General features: G+C 64.7%; 16 protein-coding genes. 8 read left to right on the forward strand and 8 right to left on the reverse strand.

Translation table 11 applies throughout. The features are described from left to right. Position 1 precedes the first annotated feature (1 nt). The 3 genes from dxs to I0K07_RS10575 all read left to right on the forward strand — a co-directional run bounded on the left by dxs (position 2) and on the right by I0K07_RS10575 (position 4,275). Positions 2-1,930: a 1-deoxy-D-xylulose-5-phosphate synthase gene (dxs, locus tag I0K07_RS10565; RefSeq protein ID WP_203293157.1), complete on the forward strand. Its 1,929-nt coding sequence runs from the start codon at positions 2-4 to the stop codon at positions 1,928-1,930. A gap of 152 nt (positions 1,931-2,082) precedes the next feature. Beyond that, positions 2,083-2,781: a LytR/AlgR family response regulator transcription factor gene (locus I0K07_RS10570; RefSeq protein WP_238934784.1), complete on the forward strand. Its 699-nt coding sequence runs from the start codon at positions 2,083-2,085 to the stop codon at positions 2,779-2,781. Positions 2,782-2,913: 132 nt separating this feature from the next. Continuing rightward, positions 2,914-4,275, forward strand: a complete 1,362-nt coding sequence (locus tag I0K07_RS10575; protein WP_203293161.1) for an amidohydrolase family protein — start codon at positions 2,914-2,916, stop codon at positions 4,273-4,275. Here I0K07_RS10575 and I0K07_RS10580 read toward each other — a convergent pair. Together I0K07_RS10580 and I0K07_RS10585 are read right to left on the reverse strand one after the other, a co-directional pair. Beyond that, positions 4,272-5,678 carry a S41 family peptidase gene (locus I0K07_RS10580; protein ID WP_203293163.1) on the reverse strand — a complete coding sequence of 469 codons (1,407 nt, stop codon included), beginning with the start codon at positions 5,676-5,678 and terminating at the stop codon, positions 4,272-4,274. The two genes, I0K07_RS10575 and I0K07_RS10580, sit on opposite strands and share 4 nt — an antisense overlap. A 53-nt stretch (positions 5,679-5,731) precedes the next feature. Further along, positions 5,732-6,313 carry a TetR/AcrR family transcriptional regulator gene (locus tag I0K07_RS10585; RefSeq protein ID WP_203293165.1) on the reverse strand — a complete coding sequence of 194 codons (582 nt, stop codon included), beginning with the start codon at positions 6,311-6,313 and terminating at the stop codon, positions 5,732-5,734. Between the two features lie 51 nt (positions 6,314-6,364). Here I0K07_RS10585 and I0K07_RS10590 point away from each other — a divergent pair, with 51 nt between their 5' ends. After that, complete coding sequence (locus tag I0K07_RS10590; protein ID WP_203293167.1) at positions 6,365-7,102, forward strand: TlyA family RNA methyltransferase; 738 nt, start codon at positions 6,365-6,367, stop codon at positions 7,100-7,102. 16 nt (positions 7,103-7,118) lie between these two features. Here the strand turns inward: I0K07_RS10590 and I0K07_RS10595 are convergent, their stop codons facing one another. The 4 genes from I0K07_RS10595 to I0K07_RS10610 form a co-directional block, all read right to left on the reverse strand. Continuing rightward, positions 7,119-7,859: a hypothetical protein gene (locus I0K07_RS10595; protein ID WP_203293169.1), complete on the reverse strand. Its 741-nt coding sequence runs from the start codon at positions 7,857-7,859 to the stop codon at positions 7,119-7,121. A gap of 194 nt (positions 7,860-8,053) precedes the next feature. Further along, on the reverse strand, positions 8,054-9,526 hold the full coding sequence (locus tag I0K07_RS10600) for a glycine zipper domain-containing protein (RefSeq protein WP_203293170.1): 1,473 nt from the start codon (positions 9,524-9,526) through the stop codon (positions 8,054-8,056). Positions 9,527-9,804: 278 nt separating this feature from the next. After that, on the reverse strand, positions 9,805-10,896 hold the full coding sequence (aroC, locus tag I0K07_RS10605; protein ID WP_203293172.1) for a chorismate synthase: 1,092 nt from the start codon (positions 10,894-10,896) through the stop codon (positions 9,805-9,807). Positions 10,897-10,943: 47 nt separating this feature from the next. Beyond that, positions 10,944-11,453 carry a hypothetical protein gene (locus tag I0K07_RS10610; protein WP_203293174.1) on the reverse strand — a complete coding sequence of 170 codons (510 nt, stop codon included), beginning with the start codon at positions 11,451-11,453 and terminating at the stop codon, positions 10,944-10,946. A 114-nt stretch (positions 11,454-11,567) separates the two neighbouring features. On the opposite strand from I0K07_RS10610, the gene pdxH reads away from it, so the two are divergent. Together pdxH and I0K07_RS10620 are read left to right on the forward strand one after the other, a co-directional pair. Continuing rightward, positions 11,568-12,239 carry a pyridoxamine 5'-phosphate oxidase gene (gene pdxH / locus I0K07_RS10615; protein ID WP_203293176.1) on the forward strand — a complete coding sequence of 224 codons (672 nt, stop codon included), beginning with the start codon at positions 11,568-11,570 and terminating at the stop codon, positions 12,237-12,239. Between the two features lie 27 nt (positions 12,240-12,266). Next, entirely contained in the window at positions 12,267-13,070 is an 804-nt protein-coding gene (locus I0K07_RS10620; RefSeq protein WP_203293178.1) for a DUF1499 domain-containing protein, read from the forward strand. A 28-nt stretch (positions 13,071-13,098) separates the two neighbouring features. Here the strand turns inward: I0K07_RS10620 and I0K07_RS10625 are convergent, their stop codons facing one another. Together I0K07_RS10625 and I0K07_RS10630 are read right to left on the reverse strand one after the other, a co-directional pair. Next, positions 13,099-14,010 carry an MBL fold metallo-hydrolase gene (locus I0K07_RS10625; protein WP_203293180.1) on the reverse strand — a complete coding sequence of 304 codons (912 nt, stop codon included), beginning with the start codon at positions 14,008-14,010 and terminating at the stop codon, positions 13,099-13,101. After that, positions 14,007-14,951, reverse strand: a complete 945-nt coding sequence (locus tag I0K07_RS10630; RefSeq protein WP_203293182.1) for an ATP-grasp domain-containing protein — start codon at positions 14,949-14,951, stop codon at positions 14,007-14,009. The genes I0K07_RS10625 and I0K07_RS10630 overlap by 4 nt, the downstream gene beginning before the upstream one ends. Positions 14,952-15,312: 361 nt before the next feature. Here I0K07_RS10630 and I0K07_RS10635 point away from each other — a divergent pair, with 361 nt between their 5' ends. Together I0K07_RS10635 and I0K07_RS10640 are read left to right on the forward strand one after the other, a co-directional pair. After that, positions 15,313-16,245, forward strand: a complete 933-nt coding sequence (locus I0K07_RS10635; protein WP_203293184.1) for an ABC transporter permease — start codon at positions 15,313-15,315, stop codon at positions 16,243-16,245. Beyond that, a complete protein-coding gene (locus tag I0K07_RS10640; protein ID WP_203293186.1) occupies positions 16,245-17,150 on the forward strand; it encodes an ABC transporter permease in 906 nt (301 codons plus the stop codon). Before I0K07_RS10635 ends, I0K07_RS10640 begins: the two co-directional genes overlap by 1 nt. Positions 17,151-17,160 lie beyond the last annotated feature (10 nt).

Raw genomic sequence — 17,160 nt, forward strand, 5'->3', positions numbered from 1 at the left:
AATGGCACCCATAACCCCGGCACTTGATCGCATCCAGACTCCGGCGGATCTGCGCAATCTGAGCGTGGAACAGCTGCGCGCTGTCGCAGACGAGCTGCGCGCGGAGACGATCGATGCCGTGTCGGTGACGGGCGGGCATCTGGGCGCCGGCCTCGGTGTGGTCGAACTGACCACGGCCCTGCACCATGTTTTCGACACGCCGCGCGACACGCTGATCTGGGATGTCGGCCACCAGTGCTACCCGCACAAGATCCTGACCGGCCGCCGTGACCGCATCCGCACCCTGCGCCAGGGCGGTGGCCTGTCCGGCTTCACCAAGCGCGCGGAGAGCGAATACGACCCGTTCGGTGCGGCCCACGCCTCCACCTCGATCTCCGCCGGTCTCGGCTTTGCCGTTTCGCGTGATCTGAAGGGTGAGGACGACCGCAATGTGATCGCCGTGATCGGTGATGGTTCCATGTCTGCGGGCATGGCCTATGAGGCGATGAATAATGCCGGCCATATCGGTGGCCGCCTAATCGTCATCCTCAACGATAATGACATGTCCATCGCCCCGCCCGTTGGCGCGATGAGCCATTATTTCGCCCGCCTCGTTTCCTCGCAGGGCTATCGCAGCCTGCGCAAGCTGGGCAAGGGCGTGGCCAAGGCGCTGCGTGTCGAGGAAGCCGCGCGCCGGGCCGAGGAATACATGCGTGGCATGGCCATGGGCGGCACGCTCTTCGAAGAGATGGGCTTCCGCTATGTCGGCCCGATCGACGGTCATGATCTCGACCAGCTCGTCCCGGTCCTGCGCAATGTGCGCGACGGGGATAACGGCCCGGTCCTGATCCATGTCGTCACCCAGAAAGGCAAGGGCTATGCCCCGGCCGAGGCCGCCGACGACAAGTATCACGGTGTCGCCAAGTTCAATGTCGTCACCGGCGAACAGCAGAAATCCAAGGCGGATGCGCCCTCTTACACCAAGGTCTTCGCCCAGCAGCTGATCCGCGAGGCGGAAACGGATGAGCGCGTGGTCGGCATCACCGCCGCCATGCCGGGCGGTACCGGGCTGGACCTGTTTGCCGAACGCTTCCCGGACCGCATGTTCGATGTCGGTATTGCCGAACAGCACGCTGTCACCTTCGCAGCCGGTATGGCGGCGGACGGGATGAAGCCCTTTGCGGCGATCTATTCCACCTTCCTGCAGCGCGGTTATGACCAGGTCGTCCATGATGTGGCGATCCAGAACCTGCCGGTGCGCTTTGCCATCGACCGGGCCGGACTGGTCGGTGCCGATGGCTGTACCCATGCCGGATCCTTCGATCTGGGCTTCATGGGCCAGCTTCCGGGCATGGTGATGATGGCCGCGGCCGACGAGGTCGAGCTGGCGCGCATGGTCGCGACGGCGACGCAGATTGACGACCGGCCTTCCGCCTTCCGCTATCCGCGCGGCAATGGCACCGGGATCGAGATGCCCGAACAGATCACCCCGCTGGAGATCGGCAAGGGCCGCATCGTCCGCGAAGGCTCGCGCATTGCCATTCTCTCCCTGGGTACGCGCCTGGGTGAAAGCCTCAAGGCGGCTGACGCGCTCGCCGCGCAGGGCTTCTCCACCACGGTGGCCGACGCCCGTTTTGCCAAACCGCTGGATACCGATTTGATCGCTCGCCTGGCGCGTGAGCATGAAGTCCTGATCACGGTGGAAGAGGGCGCCCAGTGCGGCTTCGGCGGCTTTGTCCTGCACTGGCTGGCCGATGCCGGCCTGCTGGATCGCGGTCTCAAGGTTCGCACCCTGACCCTGCCGGACATTTTCCAGGACCAGGACACGCCCTACGCCATGTATGAAGAAGCCGGTCTCAACGCCCGCCACATCGCCGCCAAGGCGCTGGAAGCCATGGGCCAGGACGAGGCCGCTGCCGAACGCATCGCTGCAGCGCTGGCGGCGGGTTGAGCGAGGGCGGAGCCGAAACGGGCCTGAGTCCTATCCGGAGGATCCGGGCGCTTCTGTCGTCCAGTCCGGCGCTTCTTGTTTGCCTGTGCGGCACACTGCTCTTCTTTATCGGCTATAGCGTCGTCTTCCGCCTGACGACATCCAACCCCTTGATGGAAGATATTGGCTCGGCCTTGGCCAATGCCGGGTCGCTGGGCTTGTGGGCCTTCGGGACGATCACGCTCATCCGGCAGCGCGTCATGTCCTGGCCGGTCTGGCTGCAGGGCCTGTTTCACGCCGTGGCAGCCCCGGTTTTTGCTGTCGGCTGGTATGCCAGTGTCATCATCCTGCTGGGTTGGTCGCACGGGTCCTTGAGTGCCGGCTTCTCGGTCCAGCCTTTCATCGGTGCAGCCTTCATCTGGCAGATGTTCCAGGGGATGGGGCTGTATGGCGGCGTGGCCGCACTCGCCTATTCCATCGCCTTCCGCGAGGAGCTGCTCGCGCTGCAGGCGGTTGCTGGCGCAGAAGCGGCGAGACCGAAAGATGCGGCGCAGCGTGTCATGGCCCGGATCGGGGATGAGTGGATGCCCCTGGCGCTTGACGAGATCCTCCTGGTCTCCGGTGCGGGGGATTATGCCGAACTCACAACAGCGAACGGCCGCCATCTTTCCCGCAAGAGCCTGAGCGAGTTCGAGGCGCTGCTGCCCGAGGCGAGTTTTGTCCGGGTTCACCGTTCCCACATCGTCAATCTGGAAGCGGTGCTGCGGGCCGAGCCGGCCGGCAATGGCTGTATGAGCCTGCAATTGCTTGGCGGGGAAAGCGTGAAGACCAGCCGCGCCGGCGCGCAGAAGATGCGGGCCCTGTCGATTTGACCGTTTCTTGTGTCGCTTCACCGGCAATCTCGCAGATTTACAGAGTTTTTCCGGACCGCTCCCGGCACCGGTCTATCCCTCGTTGAACGCCGCGATATCGGATCGTGGATGCTTTGCGAATGGGAAATGACCATGTTCGACTGGATGGGCCGGCTGGCCGGAGGCGTCTGGCACGCCGCAATGACACGCTCTCTGCCCCTGGCCATGGCCGGCAGCGCGCTGGGCGCAGCGGTGCTGATGGCGGGCAGTGTCACACCGCCGCTGCCAGCCCAGGAAGTGGCGGTTGAGACGGTTCTCTACCGGGACGCTTTCGTGTGGACCGGGGCGGGGTTCGAACAGCGCGATTTTGCGGTGGCCGGCGAGCGCTTTGTCGACCCGGCCAGGGTCCGGGCCGACCGGGTGGTGACGCTGGACGGGCAGTATGTTCTGCCGCCCTTTGGCGAAGGCCATACGCACAAATTCGAGACCGAGTGGACCGTGCAGCGCTTTTCCCCGGAAATGCTGCGCCAGGGTGTCTTCTATGCCCGCAATCCCGGCGCCTATGCGCCGAACATCGCGCGCATCCGTCCGCTCCTGGCGACGCGCGACACGGTGGATGTCAGCTTTTCCATGGGCGGGCTCACAGCGCCCCATGGTCATCCCGAGGGCGCTTATATCGAGGTCATGACGCAGTTCTGGTATAGCGGCTTTACCCGTGAGGATTTCGTCGGCGAGGCCTTTCATCCGGTCGAGACACGGGATGAGGTCGAGGCGGCTATTGCACGTGTGCAGGCGCAGGGCGCGGATTTCGTCAAAATCTTCCTGCAAAATTCCGACACGCATGCCGAGCGCGCGCGCTTGCTGGCCGACCCGGACTATCGCAATGCCCGCGACTATCCGGATTTTGACTCCATCGTCGGTCTCGATCCGGCCCTCGCCGCCCCCGCGGTGCAGATCGCCCATGCGCGCGGGCTGAGCGTCGGTGCCCACGTCTCCAACGCGGCGGATTTCCGCGTCGCTGTCGAGGCGGGCGTCGACATGATCCTCCACATGCCGGGCGCGTCCTGGGAGCCGGGCTATGGTCTGCCAAGCGAAGTCCCCGCTGCCGACGTGCTGGCGCTCGCCGCTCAGCGGGGCATCCCGGTCGTGGCGACGGCTGCCGTCCGCCTCAATCCCGAGCATCAGGACGTGATGGATGAGGTCCACCACACCGTGCTGGCGGCGCTGCATGAAGCGGGGGTTCCGATCCGCATCGGCATCGACAATTTCGGCCTCACCACGCGGGATGAGATCGACTATCAGCGCGCGGTCGGCATTCTGGATGACCTGGCCCTGATCCAGGCCTGGATCGCGACCGGTCGCGAGATTTTCCCGGAACGGGCCATCGGCGCCATTGAACCGGGATTTGAGGCCAGCTTCCTCGTGCTGGACGCCGATCCGCTCACCGATTTCTCGACACTCGACCGGATCGTCGTGCGCGTGAAAGAAGGCCAGGTGCTGGAGCTGGAGGACTAGTTGGCGGCCGCCATCCGTGCTGCCACCGCCCGTACCGCGGCACCGTGTGACGCCACCGGGTCCGCCGGGTCGAACACGGTGAGCGGCCAGTCCGGTTCCAGGCCGATCCCCTCGTAGACCATGCCGTCCGCATCCGCGAATATCTCGTTGGCCAGTTCGACATACCAGCCATTGGGCAGGGGTTTGGCGAGCGGGGTGGAGAAGGCGCCGCGTGTGGTCTGGCCGGCCTGGGTGACATGGGGCAGCTGGCGCAGCATCAAGGTCGTGATCTCGCCGGCGGAGACGGTGACGTCGCTGGTCAGCACGGTGACAGGGCCGCTGTATCGTACACCTTCGGCCGGTTCGATCCGGTAGGTGATGTCGGGATTTCCGTCCCAGTCCGTTCGCACTGAATAACCGTCAAAGGCCTCAGTGGTGAAGTGGCTGGCGATGGCACGGGTCACGGCGTCATAACCGCCGCGATTGTTCGACAGGTCCAGGATCACGCCATCAAGCCCGGCGAATTCGGTCAGGGCCTCGTCGAGCATGGTGTGCAGGGCGGCCAGCTCCCCGGCGGCCCAGTCTGGCGTGCCCGGCTCGAGCGTGTCGTCGAACCCGCCCATGGTGAAGATCTGGATATAGCCGATCCGGCCATCAATCGTGCCGACGATCACCCGGTCATTGAGGATGTGGCGGGCGCCCGGATCGAGCACGTCATTCATCAGCCCATCGATGATCCCGATCAGCCAGGGTGTTTCGCCCATGCCCGCATGGATCATCGGCAGGGTCTCGCCCAGCCCGTATTGCGCCCGGTGGCGCTCCCCATCGAATTGAGCAATCAGCTTGGTATGGCTGTCGCCCAAGGGTTCGATCATGGCGGAGAGGAGGGCAAAGAAATCCGCATCGCTCTCCACATCGGCAAGACCGGCGCGGGCCTCGTCGATCCGGGCGGTCCAATCCACGCCGCGACGCTCGAAGAAGGCATAGTGCTGTTGGAAAATCGAGGCGAAGATGTCCAGAGTCCCGGCATGGCCGGACAGGTCCCGGGCACCGCAGCGGCCGGGCAGGGCGTCGAGCCGGTCGAAGATCGTGTGACCGTCACCGGGCAGGTATTCGAATTGGGCGCGGTCCGGGGAGACCGGCGTGACATAGCGGTATTCCACCTGGCTCATCAGGGTGGGGCCGTCCTGGGCCGTGCGATAGCAGCCGGCCGGCGTGTCCTGCCAGCGCGTGATCCCGGCCGGGCCGATCTCCAGGATCCAGCCATAGTCGCCATTGTGCCAGACACCCTGCGCCGCAGGCAGAATTCCGGCTTCATTCTGGATTGGCTGGCGGCCGGCTGGCGGCGTCATATCCATCTCGCAGGCCGACAGACCCAAGGCGGCGATCAGGCAAAGCGGTGCAGTCGGGGACAGGCGAAACACAGGCACACTCCAAAAATGACTGCGGTCATCTTTAGTCGCTTCGCGCCGGGCAATCAAGGGCCTGTATAGCCGGCGAGGGTGCACAATGTGCGCAGGCGTTCTCCCAGCCGGTCGTCCAGACGATCGGCCTGTCCCGTGACCTGCGCTTCCCGGATCGTGCCGGTGATCAGGGTCAAACCCAGATCGGCCAGTGCGGCCGGGTCGGTCGCACGATCAAACCCGGCGTTTCGGGCCAGCTGTGTCATCCGTTCCAGCAGGGCAACGTCAATCTCGCGCTCGACAGCCTGGATGGACGGCGTGGCGGGTGCCTGTTCCGATTTGGCCGTCCACATGCGCGGTGAGGCCGCCGCGCCGCTGACACTGGCGCGCGCCAGGGCCAGCCATTGCTCGGGCAGGGAGGGTATGCCGGACAGGTCGGTTTCCAGCCCGCCCTGCATGGCGGCGCGGTACCAGTCGGCCAGCACATCCGCCTTGCCGGGAAAATGGTTGAAGAAGGTTCCCTTGGCGACGCCGGCGAGCGCGACGATCTGGTCGACACTCACCGCTTCATAGCCATGGTGTTCGATCAGCTGCACCGCAGCCTCGTAAAGGGCTTTGCGAACCGCCCGCTTTTTGGTTTCTCTCTTGCCAGTCATGGCGTGACTATGCGCTGCGTCGTGACCCCAGTCACTTTTCATGGACACGCCATGCGCGCCGATCGCTATCTTGTCGACCACGGACATTTTGAAACCCGGGCCAAGGCCCAGGAGGCGATTGCGGCTGGCAAGGTGGTGGTGAATGGCCAGGTCCTGACCAAGCCTTCGCAGAAAATTCCCGACGGCGCCGAGGTGACGGCCGAGGCGGCCCATCCCTGGGTGTCGCGCGCGGCGCTCAAACTGGTCGCAGCGCTGGACGAATTCGGGATCGATCCGGCGGGGCGGGTCTGTCTGGATGTGGGCGCGTCGACCGGGGGCTTTACCCAGGTCCTGCTGTCACGCGGGGCGGCGAAGGTCTATGCGGTCGATGTCGGCCGGGACCAGCTGCACGCCTCGCTTCAGGCGGATGCGCGGGTCGTGTCGATGGAAGGCACGGACGCCCGGTCATTGGCGGCGGACATGTTCTGCGAACCGCCCTCGCTGCTGGTCTGCGATGCCAGCTTCATATCCTTGCTGAAACTGTTGCCGCCCGTGCTGCCGCTGACGGCGGCGCGCAGCGATTTGATCGCCTTGATCAAGCCCCAGTTCGAGGTCGGCAGGGCCTCGATCGGCAAGGGCGGCCTGGTGAAAAGCGACAGCGACCGCGAACGGGCGGTCGCAGACGTACGCTCAGGCTTCGAGGGGCTGGAGGGCGTCTCGGTTACTTCGGTCATCGACAGTCCCATAAAAGGCGGTGACGGCAATCAGGAATACCTTATGGCCGCCACGCGCCGTTTCCAACCGGATTGATCCGGTCCCGCAGCACTTACTCGCCGTATGTGTCCGCGGGGCGCCAGATCCCGTCCATGCCCTGGCACATGTAGACCTGGTCGGTATAGGCCTCTCCATAGGCATTGAGCCGGCGCGTCTGGGACCATTGGCACTGGCCATTGGCCGGCGCCGCGGCCGTATTGTAGATGCGGGCTTCGGCACGCTGTTCCGATCCGCCCAGCAGCTCGCCCGAGGAACCGTAATCCTCATAGGCGTAATTGCCACCGCCGCCATTGTCGTCGGCATAGTAATACTCGTCCGAATAGCCGTCGTCGTAATAGCTGTCCTGATAGCCATAACCGGAGGGCTTGCCGGCATAGGGATCGGAAGCGCGATAGGTCTGGCGGCCGCAATCATCACCACCGGCGATACCGGCCCCGATCACGGCACCGACACCCGCGCCGGCAATCGTGCCGACTTCCTCGGCATTGCCGCGGTCGCGGTGTTCATAACGGCGGTCATAGCGCGAATGATGGCGGGCGCGATCATCCCAGCGGGCACGGCGGTCATACCGGTCCGGGCGGCCATGGCGGTTATTATTGCTGTCATCGGCCAGTTCATTGCCGATCACGGCGCCCAGAATGCCACCAATGATGGCGCCGGCGACCTGACGGTTCTGACGGGCATTCTCGCATTCCTGGTAGGATTGCGCCTGATAGGACTGGGCCTGGGCGACGGCCGGAACACAAACGGTCAGGGCCGAGGCGGCGAGCAGGGCGGGGGTCAGCAATTTCATCATGTGCCTCCAGAATGGGACGGGACATATCATCCCGGTGTTGACGCCACACTCGCACGGGCCCGATGAGCCCAGCATGAACAGCTTCCTGAACAATTCGCAAGATTCAGGCCGCTCCGGAGGCCGGGCTCCGGACAGCAAAAAGGGCGGGTGTCGCCACCCGCCCTTTTCGGCATCCGGTCTTTGGACAGATCCTATTGCCGGTAGGCGACCTGCCAGTCGCCATAGCCATCCCGGCACATGCGGACACGGTCATAATTATAAGTGCCGTCGGGCATGTAGATTTCCGCATCCCCCCAGCGGCATTCCACGCCGGCATTGTAATAGGTCTCGCGGATGATGATGGCCCCGCGGACACCGGAATACGGGTTGGCCCAGTAATAGGGCTGGCCGTAATCGAAGGCGTAATTCATGGCGTAGTGATACTGCGCCCGGTCGCAATCATCGAACCGGTCCAGGCTGGAGCCCAGCACGGCGCCGAAACCGGCCCCGACCAGGATGCCTGCGCCGACATTGTCGTCACCGGCGGCATAGCCTCCGACCAGGGCGCCCAGCAGGGCCCCGACCACGGCGCCGTCACCATTGCCATTATAGCGGCACAGACCGTCATAATAGGCGAAGTTCCGGCTGTTATAGCCATGATTGTAATAGGTGCGGTGATAGCGCCAGCGGCTCGACGGGCCCCAATGACCGTAATAGCGGCTGGAGTTCCAGCCATGGTTCATATGGCGGATCCAGCGCAATTGCTGCTGGCGGCGGGCGCGGTCCCGATAGAAGTTCCGGCGGCGCTCCGCATATTCCCAGCGGCGGCGGTCATGATGCGCGCCCGGACGGCGGTTCGGTCCCCGGTCCCAGCGATTGTCGCGGCCGGGACGGCGATCATACCGGCTATCGCGGCCGGGACGGCGGTCCCAGCGATTATCCCGGTCCGGACGGTGCCCATAGCGGCCATCGCGGTCGCCGCGGCCGGCGAAACGATTGTCACGATCCGGGCGACGGTCAAAGCGGTCATCCCGGCCCGGATTGCGGACGCCATCCCGGCGGCTGTCGCGGCCCGGATTTCTCACACCATCACGGCGCGGACCCCGGTCCGGATTGCGCACGCCATCCCGGCGGCTGTCTCGGTCGCTGGACCAATTGCCGTCGCGGCGACCCGGATTTCTCACACCATCCCGGCGCGGCCCGCGGTCCGGATTGCGGACATCATCGCGGCGCCCCGGTGTCCGGTTGGCGACGTCCCGGCGGGGTGGTTGCTGCGTGCGTTCAACCGGCCGCATGACCGGGCGGCGCGCGCCCCGGTCGGCCTGCTCGCGCGGTGCGACGGCGCGGTCCGTATTGCGCGGATTGCGGCCCGGGCCGCGGGCATAATCGCCGCGTCCGCCCCGATTGTCAGCGGTCTGGCGATTGCCGCGATTGCCACGGTCACCGGAGGATTGTCGATTGTCACGCTGGGGCCGGGCCTCGCTGCGCCCCTGGCGCTGAGAGCCATCGCGGCCATCCTGACGGCGGCCACCACGATCCCCGCGCGCGCCACGATCGCCGCGATCACCGCGCTCGGCCCCGCGTTCCTGGCGCTGGGCTTCGGCCGGCGCCACATCCAGCAGGGCCGGTGTGAGAAGAAGGGCTGCGAGTGCCGCGCCCATCAGACGGATTTTGCGTGGTGTCATGGGACACGCCTCCGGGTCTACACCGGGGCTTCCCCGGCCAGGTTAACCGAAAGCTAAAACCCCGCGCATGAGCCCAACATGAACGGTCCAGTCATGTTGGGATTTGGGGGGAGGGGCGTGTTGTTCTCCTATACCCATCCACTCGTCATCCCGCGGTGCCCGCAGGGCATCCGGGGGACCTCACCCAACCGGCCGGCGGGTAAGCGCAGGTCCCCCGGATGTGCGCTACGCGCCCACCGTGGGATGACGGAGGTAAGGTGATGACAGGAAAGCCGGCCCTAAAACGCCGACTGCCCCGTATGCCGCAGCTTGTGATCCGCCAGCACCAGCGCGGCCATCGCTTCACCCACCGGCACCGCGCGAATGCCGACACACGGATCATGACGGCCCCGCGTTTCGATCGTGGTTTCCTCGAAATCGCGGTTGAGCGTGCGGCGTTCGATGCGGATGGAGGAGGTGGGTTTGACGGCGAAGCGGATCACGAGGTCCTGGCCGGTGGAAATACCGCCCAGAACGCCGCCATTGAAATTGGACTGGAAGACCGGTCCGTCCTGGCTCATGCGCATTTCATCGGCGGCATCCTCGCCGCGCATGGCGGCAGAGCCGAAACCGGCGCCGATCTCGACGCCCTTCACGGCGTTGATCGTCATCATTGCCATGGCCAGGTCACTGTCCAGCTTGCCATAGACGGGCGCACCCCAGCCGGCCGGCACGCCGGACACCACGACTTCAACAATCGCGCCGGTGGAGGAGCCGTCCTTGCGCAGGGCGTCCATGTCGGCTTCCCACAGGGAAGCGGTTTCCGCGTCGGGGCAGAAAAAGGGGTTTTGGCTGACCGCATCCCAGTCCCAGCGCTCGCGATTGATGGCGCGCTCGCCGACCTGGACCAGGGCGGCGCGGATGGTGATGCCATCGCCCAGCACCTTGCGGGCAATGCCGCCGGCGGCAACGCGCATGGCGGTTTCGCGGGCCGAGGACCGGCCGCCGCCGCGATAATCGCGCACGCCATACTTCATGTCATAGGTATAATCGGCATGGCCGGGCCGCCATTTGTCGCGGATATCGCCATAATCCTTCGAGCGCGCATCCACATTCTCGATCAGCAGGCTGATCGGCGTGCCGGTGGTGATCGGGCCGCCCGTGCGGTCATCCTCGAACACGCCGGACAGGATGCGGACCTGGTCGGTTTCCTGGCGCGGGGTGACATGGCGGCTCGTACCGGGACGGCGCAAATCCAGCCAGGGTTGGAGATCAGCCTCGGTCAGGGGAATGCCGGCCGGGCAGCCATCAACGACGGCGCCGATGGCCGGTCCATGACTTTCGCCCCAGGTGGTGACCCGGAAAAGGTGTCCGAACGAATTGTGAGACATGTGGAACCCGCGTGTTTTGCGCACACTAGACGCGGAATTTCGCCCCGTTAAGCGGCCGACTGCGCTTTGCGGATCCAGCGGGCCAGGCGGGCATGGGCCGAAGGGCGGGAATATTCATGGATGAAGGCATCCAGATCCGCGCTTTCGACCAGCGGTGCAGCCGGGCTTTCCGGCACCGGTTCGCTGGCCGTGATGCGGATCGTGATCGTGATGTCCGGCTCGCCGACAGCGTGGATGATCTCTCCGTCCAGTACACCGGCGGGTATGCGCACCAGAAGGGGACGCTCGCCATGCCGCACTGTCCGTGTCAGGCCCGTGGCGGCCTGGTTGGAACTGATCTCCAGGTCCAGACCGGTCGGGCCGACCGCCTTGATCAGCTCCATCGCGGCAACAATGCGCGCCAGCTGGGTCAGGGTTTGCGGCGTGGGCTCCGTGACGTCGGGATGCAGGGTTTTCACCAGCGTGCGAAAGGCCGATTTGGCCGCAAGGGGGCCGTCACCAGGCTCAAGGCCCAGCGCCGAATAGGCGTCCCTCAAACTCGTAACACGCGATGTCATGCGCCAAATCTAGCGCGAGAAGATTCCCGAAAGGTTGACGGGCTGCGGGAAAACTTGACCCGGCGCATCAGGCGCTTAACTAGGCGGGGAGCGCTGCAGGAGGCCCGCAATCCCATGTCCAAGAAGGATGATCTCATCCCGCCCTCACCGGACGCAGAGGCCTATGCCAAAACGGTTGAGGCGAATGCCGCCGAGATTTTCGACCGCGAGGACCCGTTCGCCCTGTTTGCCGACTGGCTCAAGGATGCCAAGCGCAAAGAGCCGAATGATCCCAATGCGATGGCTCTGGCCACGGCGGACGAGACCGGTCTGCCGGATGTCCGCATGGTGCTCCTGAAGGATGTCGATGCGGAGGGCTTCGTCTTCTACACCAATCTGGAAAGCGCCAAGGGACGCCAGCTGGCCGAGAACAGCCAGGCGGCCCTGTGTTTCCACTGGAAGAGCCTGCGCCGCCAGGTGCGGGTACGCGGTCTGGTGGAGGCTGTCAGCGAGGAGGAGGCGAATGCCTATTTCGCCTCGCGCCATCGCGACAGCCGGATCGGCGCCTGGGCGTCCAAGCAATCGCGTCCGCTGGAGAGCCGGTTTGCGCTGGAAAAGTCGGTCGCCCGGGAAGCCGCGCGCTTTGGCTTGGGCGAGGTCCCGCGTCCGCCGCACTGGTCCGGCTTCCGCATTCGGCCGCTCTCCATGGAGTTCTGGCGCGACCGTCCTTTCCGCCTGCACGACAGAATGTCCTTCACACGGCCCGATTTGGGGTCGCCATGGGGCGTCGACCGGTTGTATCCTTAGGCTGTAGGCATCGCGGGGGCGACACTCATGTCACGGGTTTTGGACATTCTGCGGGCGATCATTCTCCCGCTGGGGTGGATTTGCGCCTTGCTGGCGCTGGTCACACCGGTCTGGTTCCTGGTGGCCGCCTTCGGCACGAAATGGGAATTCCTCTCGCTGGAGTTCGGCCTGGGCTGGATGACCCGCGAGATGGGGCAAAAACTCCTGCTCGCCTGTATCATCGCCGGCGTGCTGGGCGCGATCTTCATGCTGCTGCACCGTCTCCTGGCCAAGGAAGTCTTCGGTGTCGTGTCCTCACCCATTCTGGTGCTGGCCATCGGCCTGGCCGGGCTGGGCTGGACCTGGTCGATCGACCAGGCCCGTGCGGCCACGCGGCCCTTGCTCGACATCACTACGGATCCGGCCGACCCGCCGAATTTCTCAACCAGTCTCGTCGCCCGGCGGGGGGCGAATGCGGAGAGCCTGGACTATGCCGCCAAGCAGGATGAGGCCGGGCGTCCCCTGGCCGAAGTGCAGGCGGAACTCTATCCGGACCTGACCACGCTGCAGCTGGACCGCTCGCCGGACGTCGTGTTCGACGCGGCCATGACCTATGCCCATGAGAATAACTGGCGGGTCGGATCGGCCTCGCGCAGTGCCGGCATGTTCGAGGCCGGTGCGGAGAGTTTCTGGTTCGGCCTGCGCGATGACATTGTCGTACGCATCCGCGAGGACGGGCAGGGCGGGTCCCTGGTGGATATCCGCACCCTGGCCCGGCGTCCGGTCCACGATCTGGGCCGCAATCCCGCGCGGGCTGCCGACTTCCTCGCCGCGATGGCGGGCGAGGACTAGGTCGTCAAAGACCAGGCGTTTTCAAAAACTAGGCGTTTTCCGGCAGGCGGTAGGTATCGGCCAGGCCCGGCTCGTCCGCGTCGCACAGGACGCGGCCGGTTTCCACCAGATGGATGATATGCGCCAGCACGGAGTGCGCGGCCGCCGGATGGAGGCGCTTGTCGACATCGGCATACATGGCCTCGACCATGTCGCGCACACCGGTCCGGCCCGCCTCGATCTGTTCCAGGATTTGCGCTTCGCGCTTTTCGCGGTGATCGATATAGGCCTGGATGAAGGTCCGCGGCTCCGTGACGGCCGGTCCGTGCGTGGGCCAGAGAACGTCGAACTCGCGGTCGCGGATCCGGGCCAGCTGTCTGAGATAGCTGCCCATATGCCCGTCCGGCGGGCTGATCACACTGGTCGACCAGGCCATGACATGATCGCCGCAGAACAGCGTGTTCTCTTCCTTGAGCGCGTAGCAGACATGGTTGGAGGTGTGCCCGGGCGTGTGAAGCGCCTCGATCGTCCAGCCCGCGCCGTTGAAGACTTCCTCGTCCGCGACCTGGATGTCCGGTTGGAAACCGACATCATCGCCCGCTTCCAGACGCACTTCCCCGCCGGCCGGTGGCGTGATTTGCGGGCCGAAGCCGTAGACTTTCGCGCCATGCTTCTGCGCCAGCGGATGGGCCATGGGTGAATGGTCCAGATGATGGTGGGTCACGAAGACATGGGTGACGGTCTCGCCCTCCAGGGCCGCATCCAGCGCGGCGATATGGTCCGGATCCACGGGACCCGGATCGATCACGGCGACCTTGCCATGGCCGATGATGTAGACGCCGGTCCCGGTATAGGTGAAGGGCCCCGGATTGGGGGCCACGACGCGGCGGATCAGCGGCGACAGCGTATCGCAGCGGCCATATTCAAACTGGAAGTCACGGACAAAGGGAATGGCGGTCATGAGGCTTTGGCATTCTGTGTAGCGGTGTTCGCCTGCAGATGTTCGAGGAAAGCCTCGGCCAGGCTGCGGGTCACGGTGATCTTGTCATTCAGGGCCATCGCGATCGGCGGGCCCATATCGGTCTTGTTGACGTCGACGACGTAGAGGCGGCCATCACTGCGGTCGCGCAGCACGTCCAGCCCGCCCCAGTCCAGCTTCATGGCGCGGGCGAACTCGCCCAGCTGTTCCACTTCCTGCCGGGAGAGCACATCGCCGGTCGCGGCGATCTCGACCTCGTCATTGGAATTGCAGAAGCGCGTCTCGACGCGGCGGCGCTTGTACATGACCAGCGGGATTTTCCCGCCGATCGTCGGGCAGCGCAGGTCCTCGACCAGCCCGTTCTCCGTGCGATTATCGATCACGCGCTGATAGACATGGCCGGGCTTGGCCGGGCAGGGGCCCTGCACGATGCGGCCATCATGGGCACCATTGATCTCGGATTTCTCCACCATCGGCCCGGTCCAGCTCTCCGGATCGACGGCGAGGGCATAGCCGAAGCATTGCTCGAACACGCGGGCGACATGGCTCTTGGCGATGGACTGGCAGTCCCGGTTCACCACCGGCACACCGGGCGGAACCGGCATGGCGGAACAGGTCGTGCTGTCATCGAAGACAAAGACGGCATCGGCTTCTTCCGGTGAGCGGGCGATGCGGGCGCCGGCTGCGTGCAGCACGGACCAGATCAGATACCAGGGCCGCGGCCGGTCCGGTGTGAACCAGATCCGCGGTCCGGTTCCCGCTGCCGCCTTCAGGCGCCAGCCTTCGGCGACGAAATAGAAGGGGAACCAGGCCAGGACTTCGCCGATCAGACCGGGTTCGATGGGCAGGCGGGCTCCCGTCTTCTTGACGGTGACAACACCGTCCTGGAATTCGAAATCTCGCCACCACAGCGCACTGTGCATGGATCGGCCCTTCCTGACTCAACCGGTCCGCATCCTAGGCATGAGTCGAACACATGCAATTCACGCTGGATCACACACGGCGCGGATTTTGCGTGACCGGGACATGGCCGGAATGCGGGAGGCGAATGTGAACGGCGGACAATTCCTAAGCAAGCGCCTCGTGCGGCTGGGCTGGCTCGTTCTGGCTGTGGCAACCTTACAGTTTTTTATCAGTCCCGCGACAAGCGAGACAGGGCTGTCCCGGACGGCGCCCCTGCCGCCGCTGGACAGCGCAGCGACTGCACACGAACGGCACACACTTCATTGACAATGAGTGTCTCGCATTGAAACTGCCCCAATTCTGGGAAGAGCCGGTTCATTCATGTTTGGTTTCGTAATCCGGCGCATCGGCGTCGCCATCCCGACGATTCTGGTGATCATTACGGTCGCCTTTTTCATGATGCGCGCAGCTCCGGGCGGCCCGTTCGACCTGGAACGCCCCATGCCGGAAGAGACCCGGCAGACCATCCTCGCCAATTACGGCATGGATCAGCCCCTCTGGCGCCAGTATGTTGATTACATGGGCAATCTCTTCCAGGGAGATCTCGGCCCTTCGCTAAAACTGCGTGACAAGCGGGTCGCTGAAATCATTGCGGAAGGCTTCCCGGTCTCCGCCACGATCGGCATTCTCTCCATGGCGCTGGCCATCGCGCTGGGATCCCTGCTCGGATCCATTGCCGCGCTCAGGCAGAACACATCCGGCGATTTCTCGATTATGACCTTCGCCATGGTGGGCATATCCATCCCGCCCTTTGTCATGGGTCCGATCCTCGCCCTCGTCTTCGGTCTTTACCTGGGTTGGGTGCCAACCGGTGGTCTGGATCCACGCTTCGGCATGACGCCGGATCGTCTCATCCTGCCGATCATCACCCTGGCCCTGCCGCAGATCGCCATCATTGCGCGCCTCATGCGTGCCTCCATGATCGAGGTGATCCGCTCGAATTACATCCGCACGGCGCGGGCCAAGGGCCTGTCGGCGACGGCGGTGATTTTCAAACACGCCCTGCGCTCCGCGATCCTGCCGCTGGTCAGCTATCTCGGCCCGGCTTCCGCGGCCGTCCTGTCCGGTTCGCTGGTCATCGAGCGCGTCTTCCAGCTGCCGGGTATCGGCAAGCATTTCGTCGACGCCGCCCTGCAGCGTGACTACACGGTCGTGATGGGTGTCGTGATCATCTACGCCTCGCTCATCATCCTGCTCAACCTGCTGGCCGACCTGCTTTACGGCGTGCTCAACCCGAAAGTGAAGTACGACTGATGAGCCTGATCTCGACCCCTCAGGAAAAGGCCGAGCTTCTCGAGACGGCGGCCGTCAAGGGCCGCTCGCTCTGGGATGATGCGCTGGCCCGTCTGCTGCGCAACCGTGCGGCCGTGGCCTCGATGATCGTGCTGGGCATTCTGGTTGTGCTGGCCACGATCGGCCAGCTGCTCTGGGTTCATGATTATGACACGATCTATCGGGATCGGGTCTGGATCGGTCCGACGCTGGAAAACTGGCATTTGCTGGGAACCGACGCCCAGGGCCGCGACATGGTCGCGCGTATCCTGGTCGGTCTGCGGGTCTCGCTCATGGTGGGCGTGGTCGCCACCATCGTCTCCCTGGTCATCGGTGTGACCTGGGGCGCGATTGCCGGCTTTGTCGGCGGCAAGGTGGACCAGGCCATGATGCGCGTGGTCGACATCCTCTATTCGCTGCCCTTCATCTTCTTCGTGATCATCCTGATGGTCGTGTTCGGCCGCAATATCGTGCTGATCTTCGTCGCCATCGGGGCGGTGGAATGGCTGACCATGGCGCGGATCGTGCGCGGCCAGACCCTGGCCCTTAAGGGGATGGAATTTGTCGAGGCGGCCGAAGCGGCCGGCGTGTCCAAGACCAATATCATCTCGCGCCACATCATTCCCAACGTGCTGGGCCCGGTCGTGGTCTATGTCACGCTGATGATCCCGGTCGTCATCCTGGCGGAAAGCTTCCTTTCCTTCCTGGGACTGGGTGTTCAGGAACCGCTGACCTCGCTGGGCCGCCTGATTTCGGCTGGCGCCCAGGACATGGAACCGGCGCCCTGGACGCTGATCGGTCCGGCCGTGACCATGATGATCACGCTCTTCTGCCTGAACTTCATCGGTGATGGTCTGCGCGACGCGATCGACCCGAAGGACCGCTGATACCGGCATA

This window comes from Maricaulis parjimensis, assembly GCF_016817355.1.
Classification (GTDB): Bacteria; Pseudomonadota; Alphaproteobacteria; order Caulobacterales; family Maricaulaceae; genus Maricaulis; species Maricaulis parjimensis.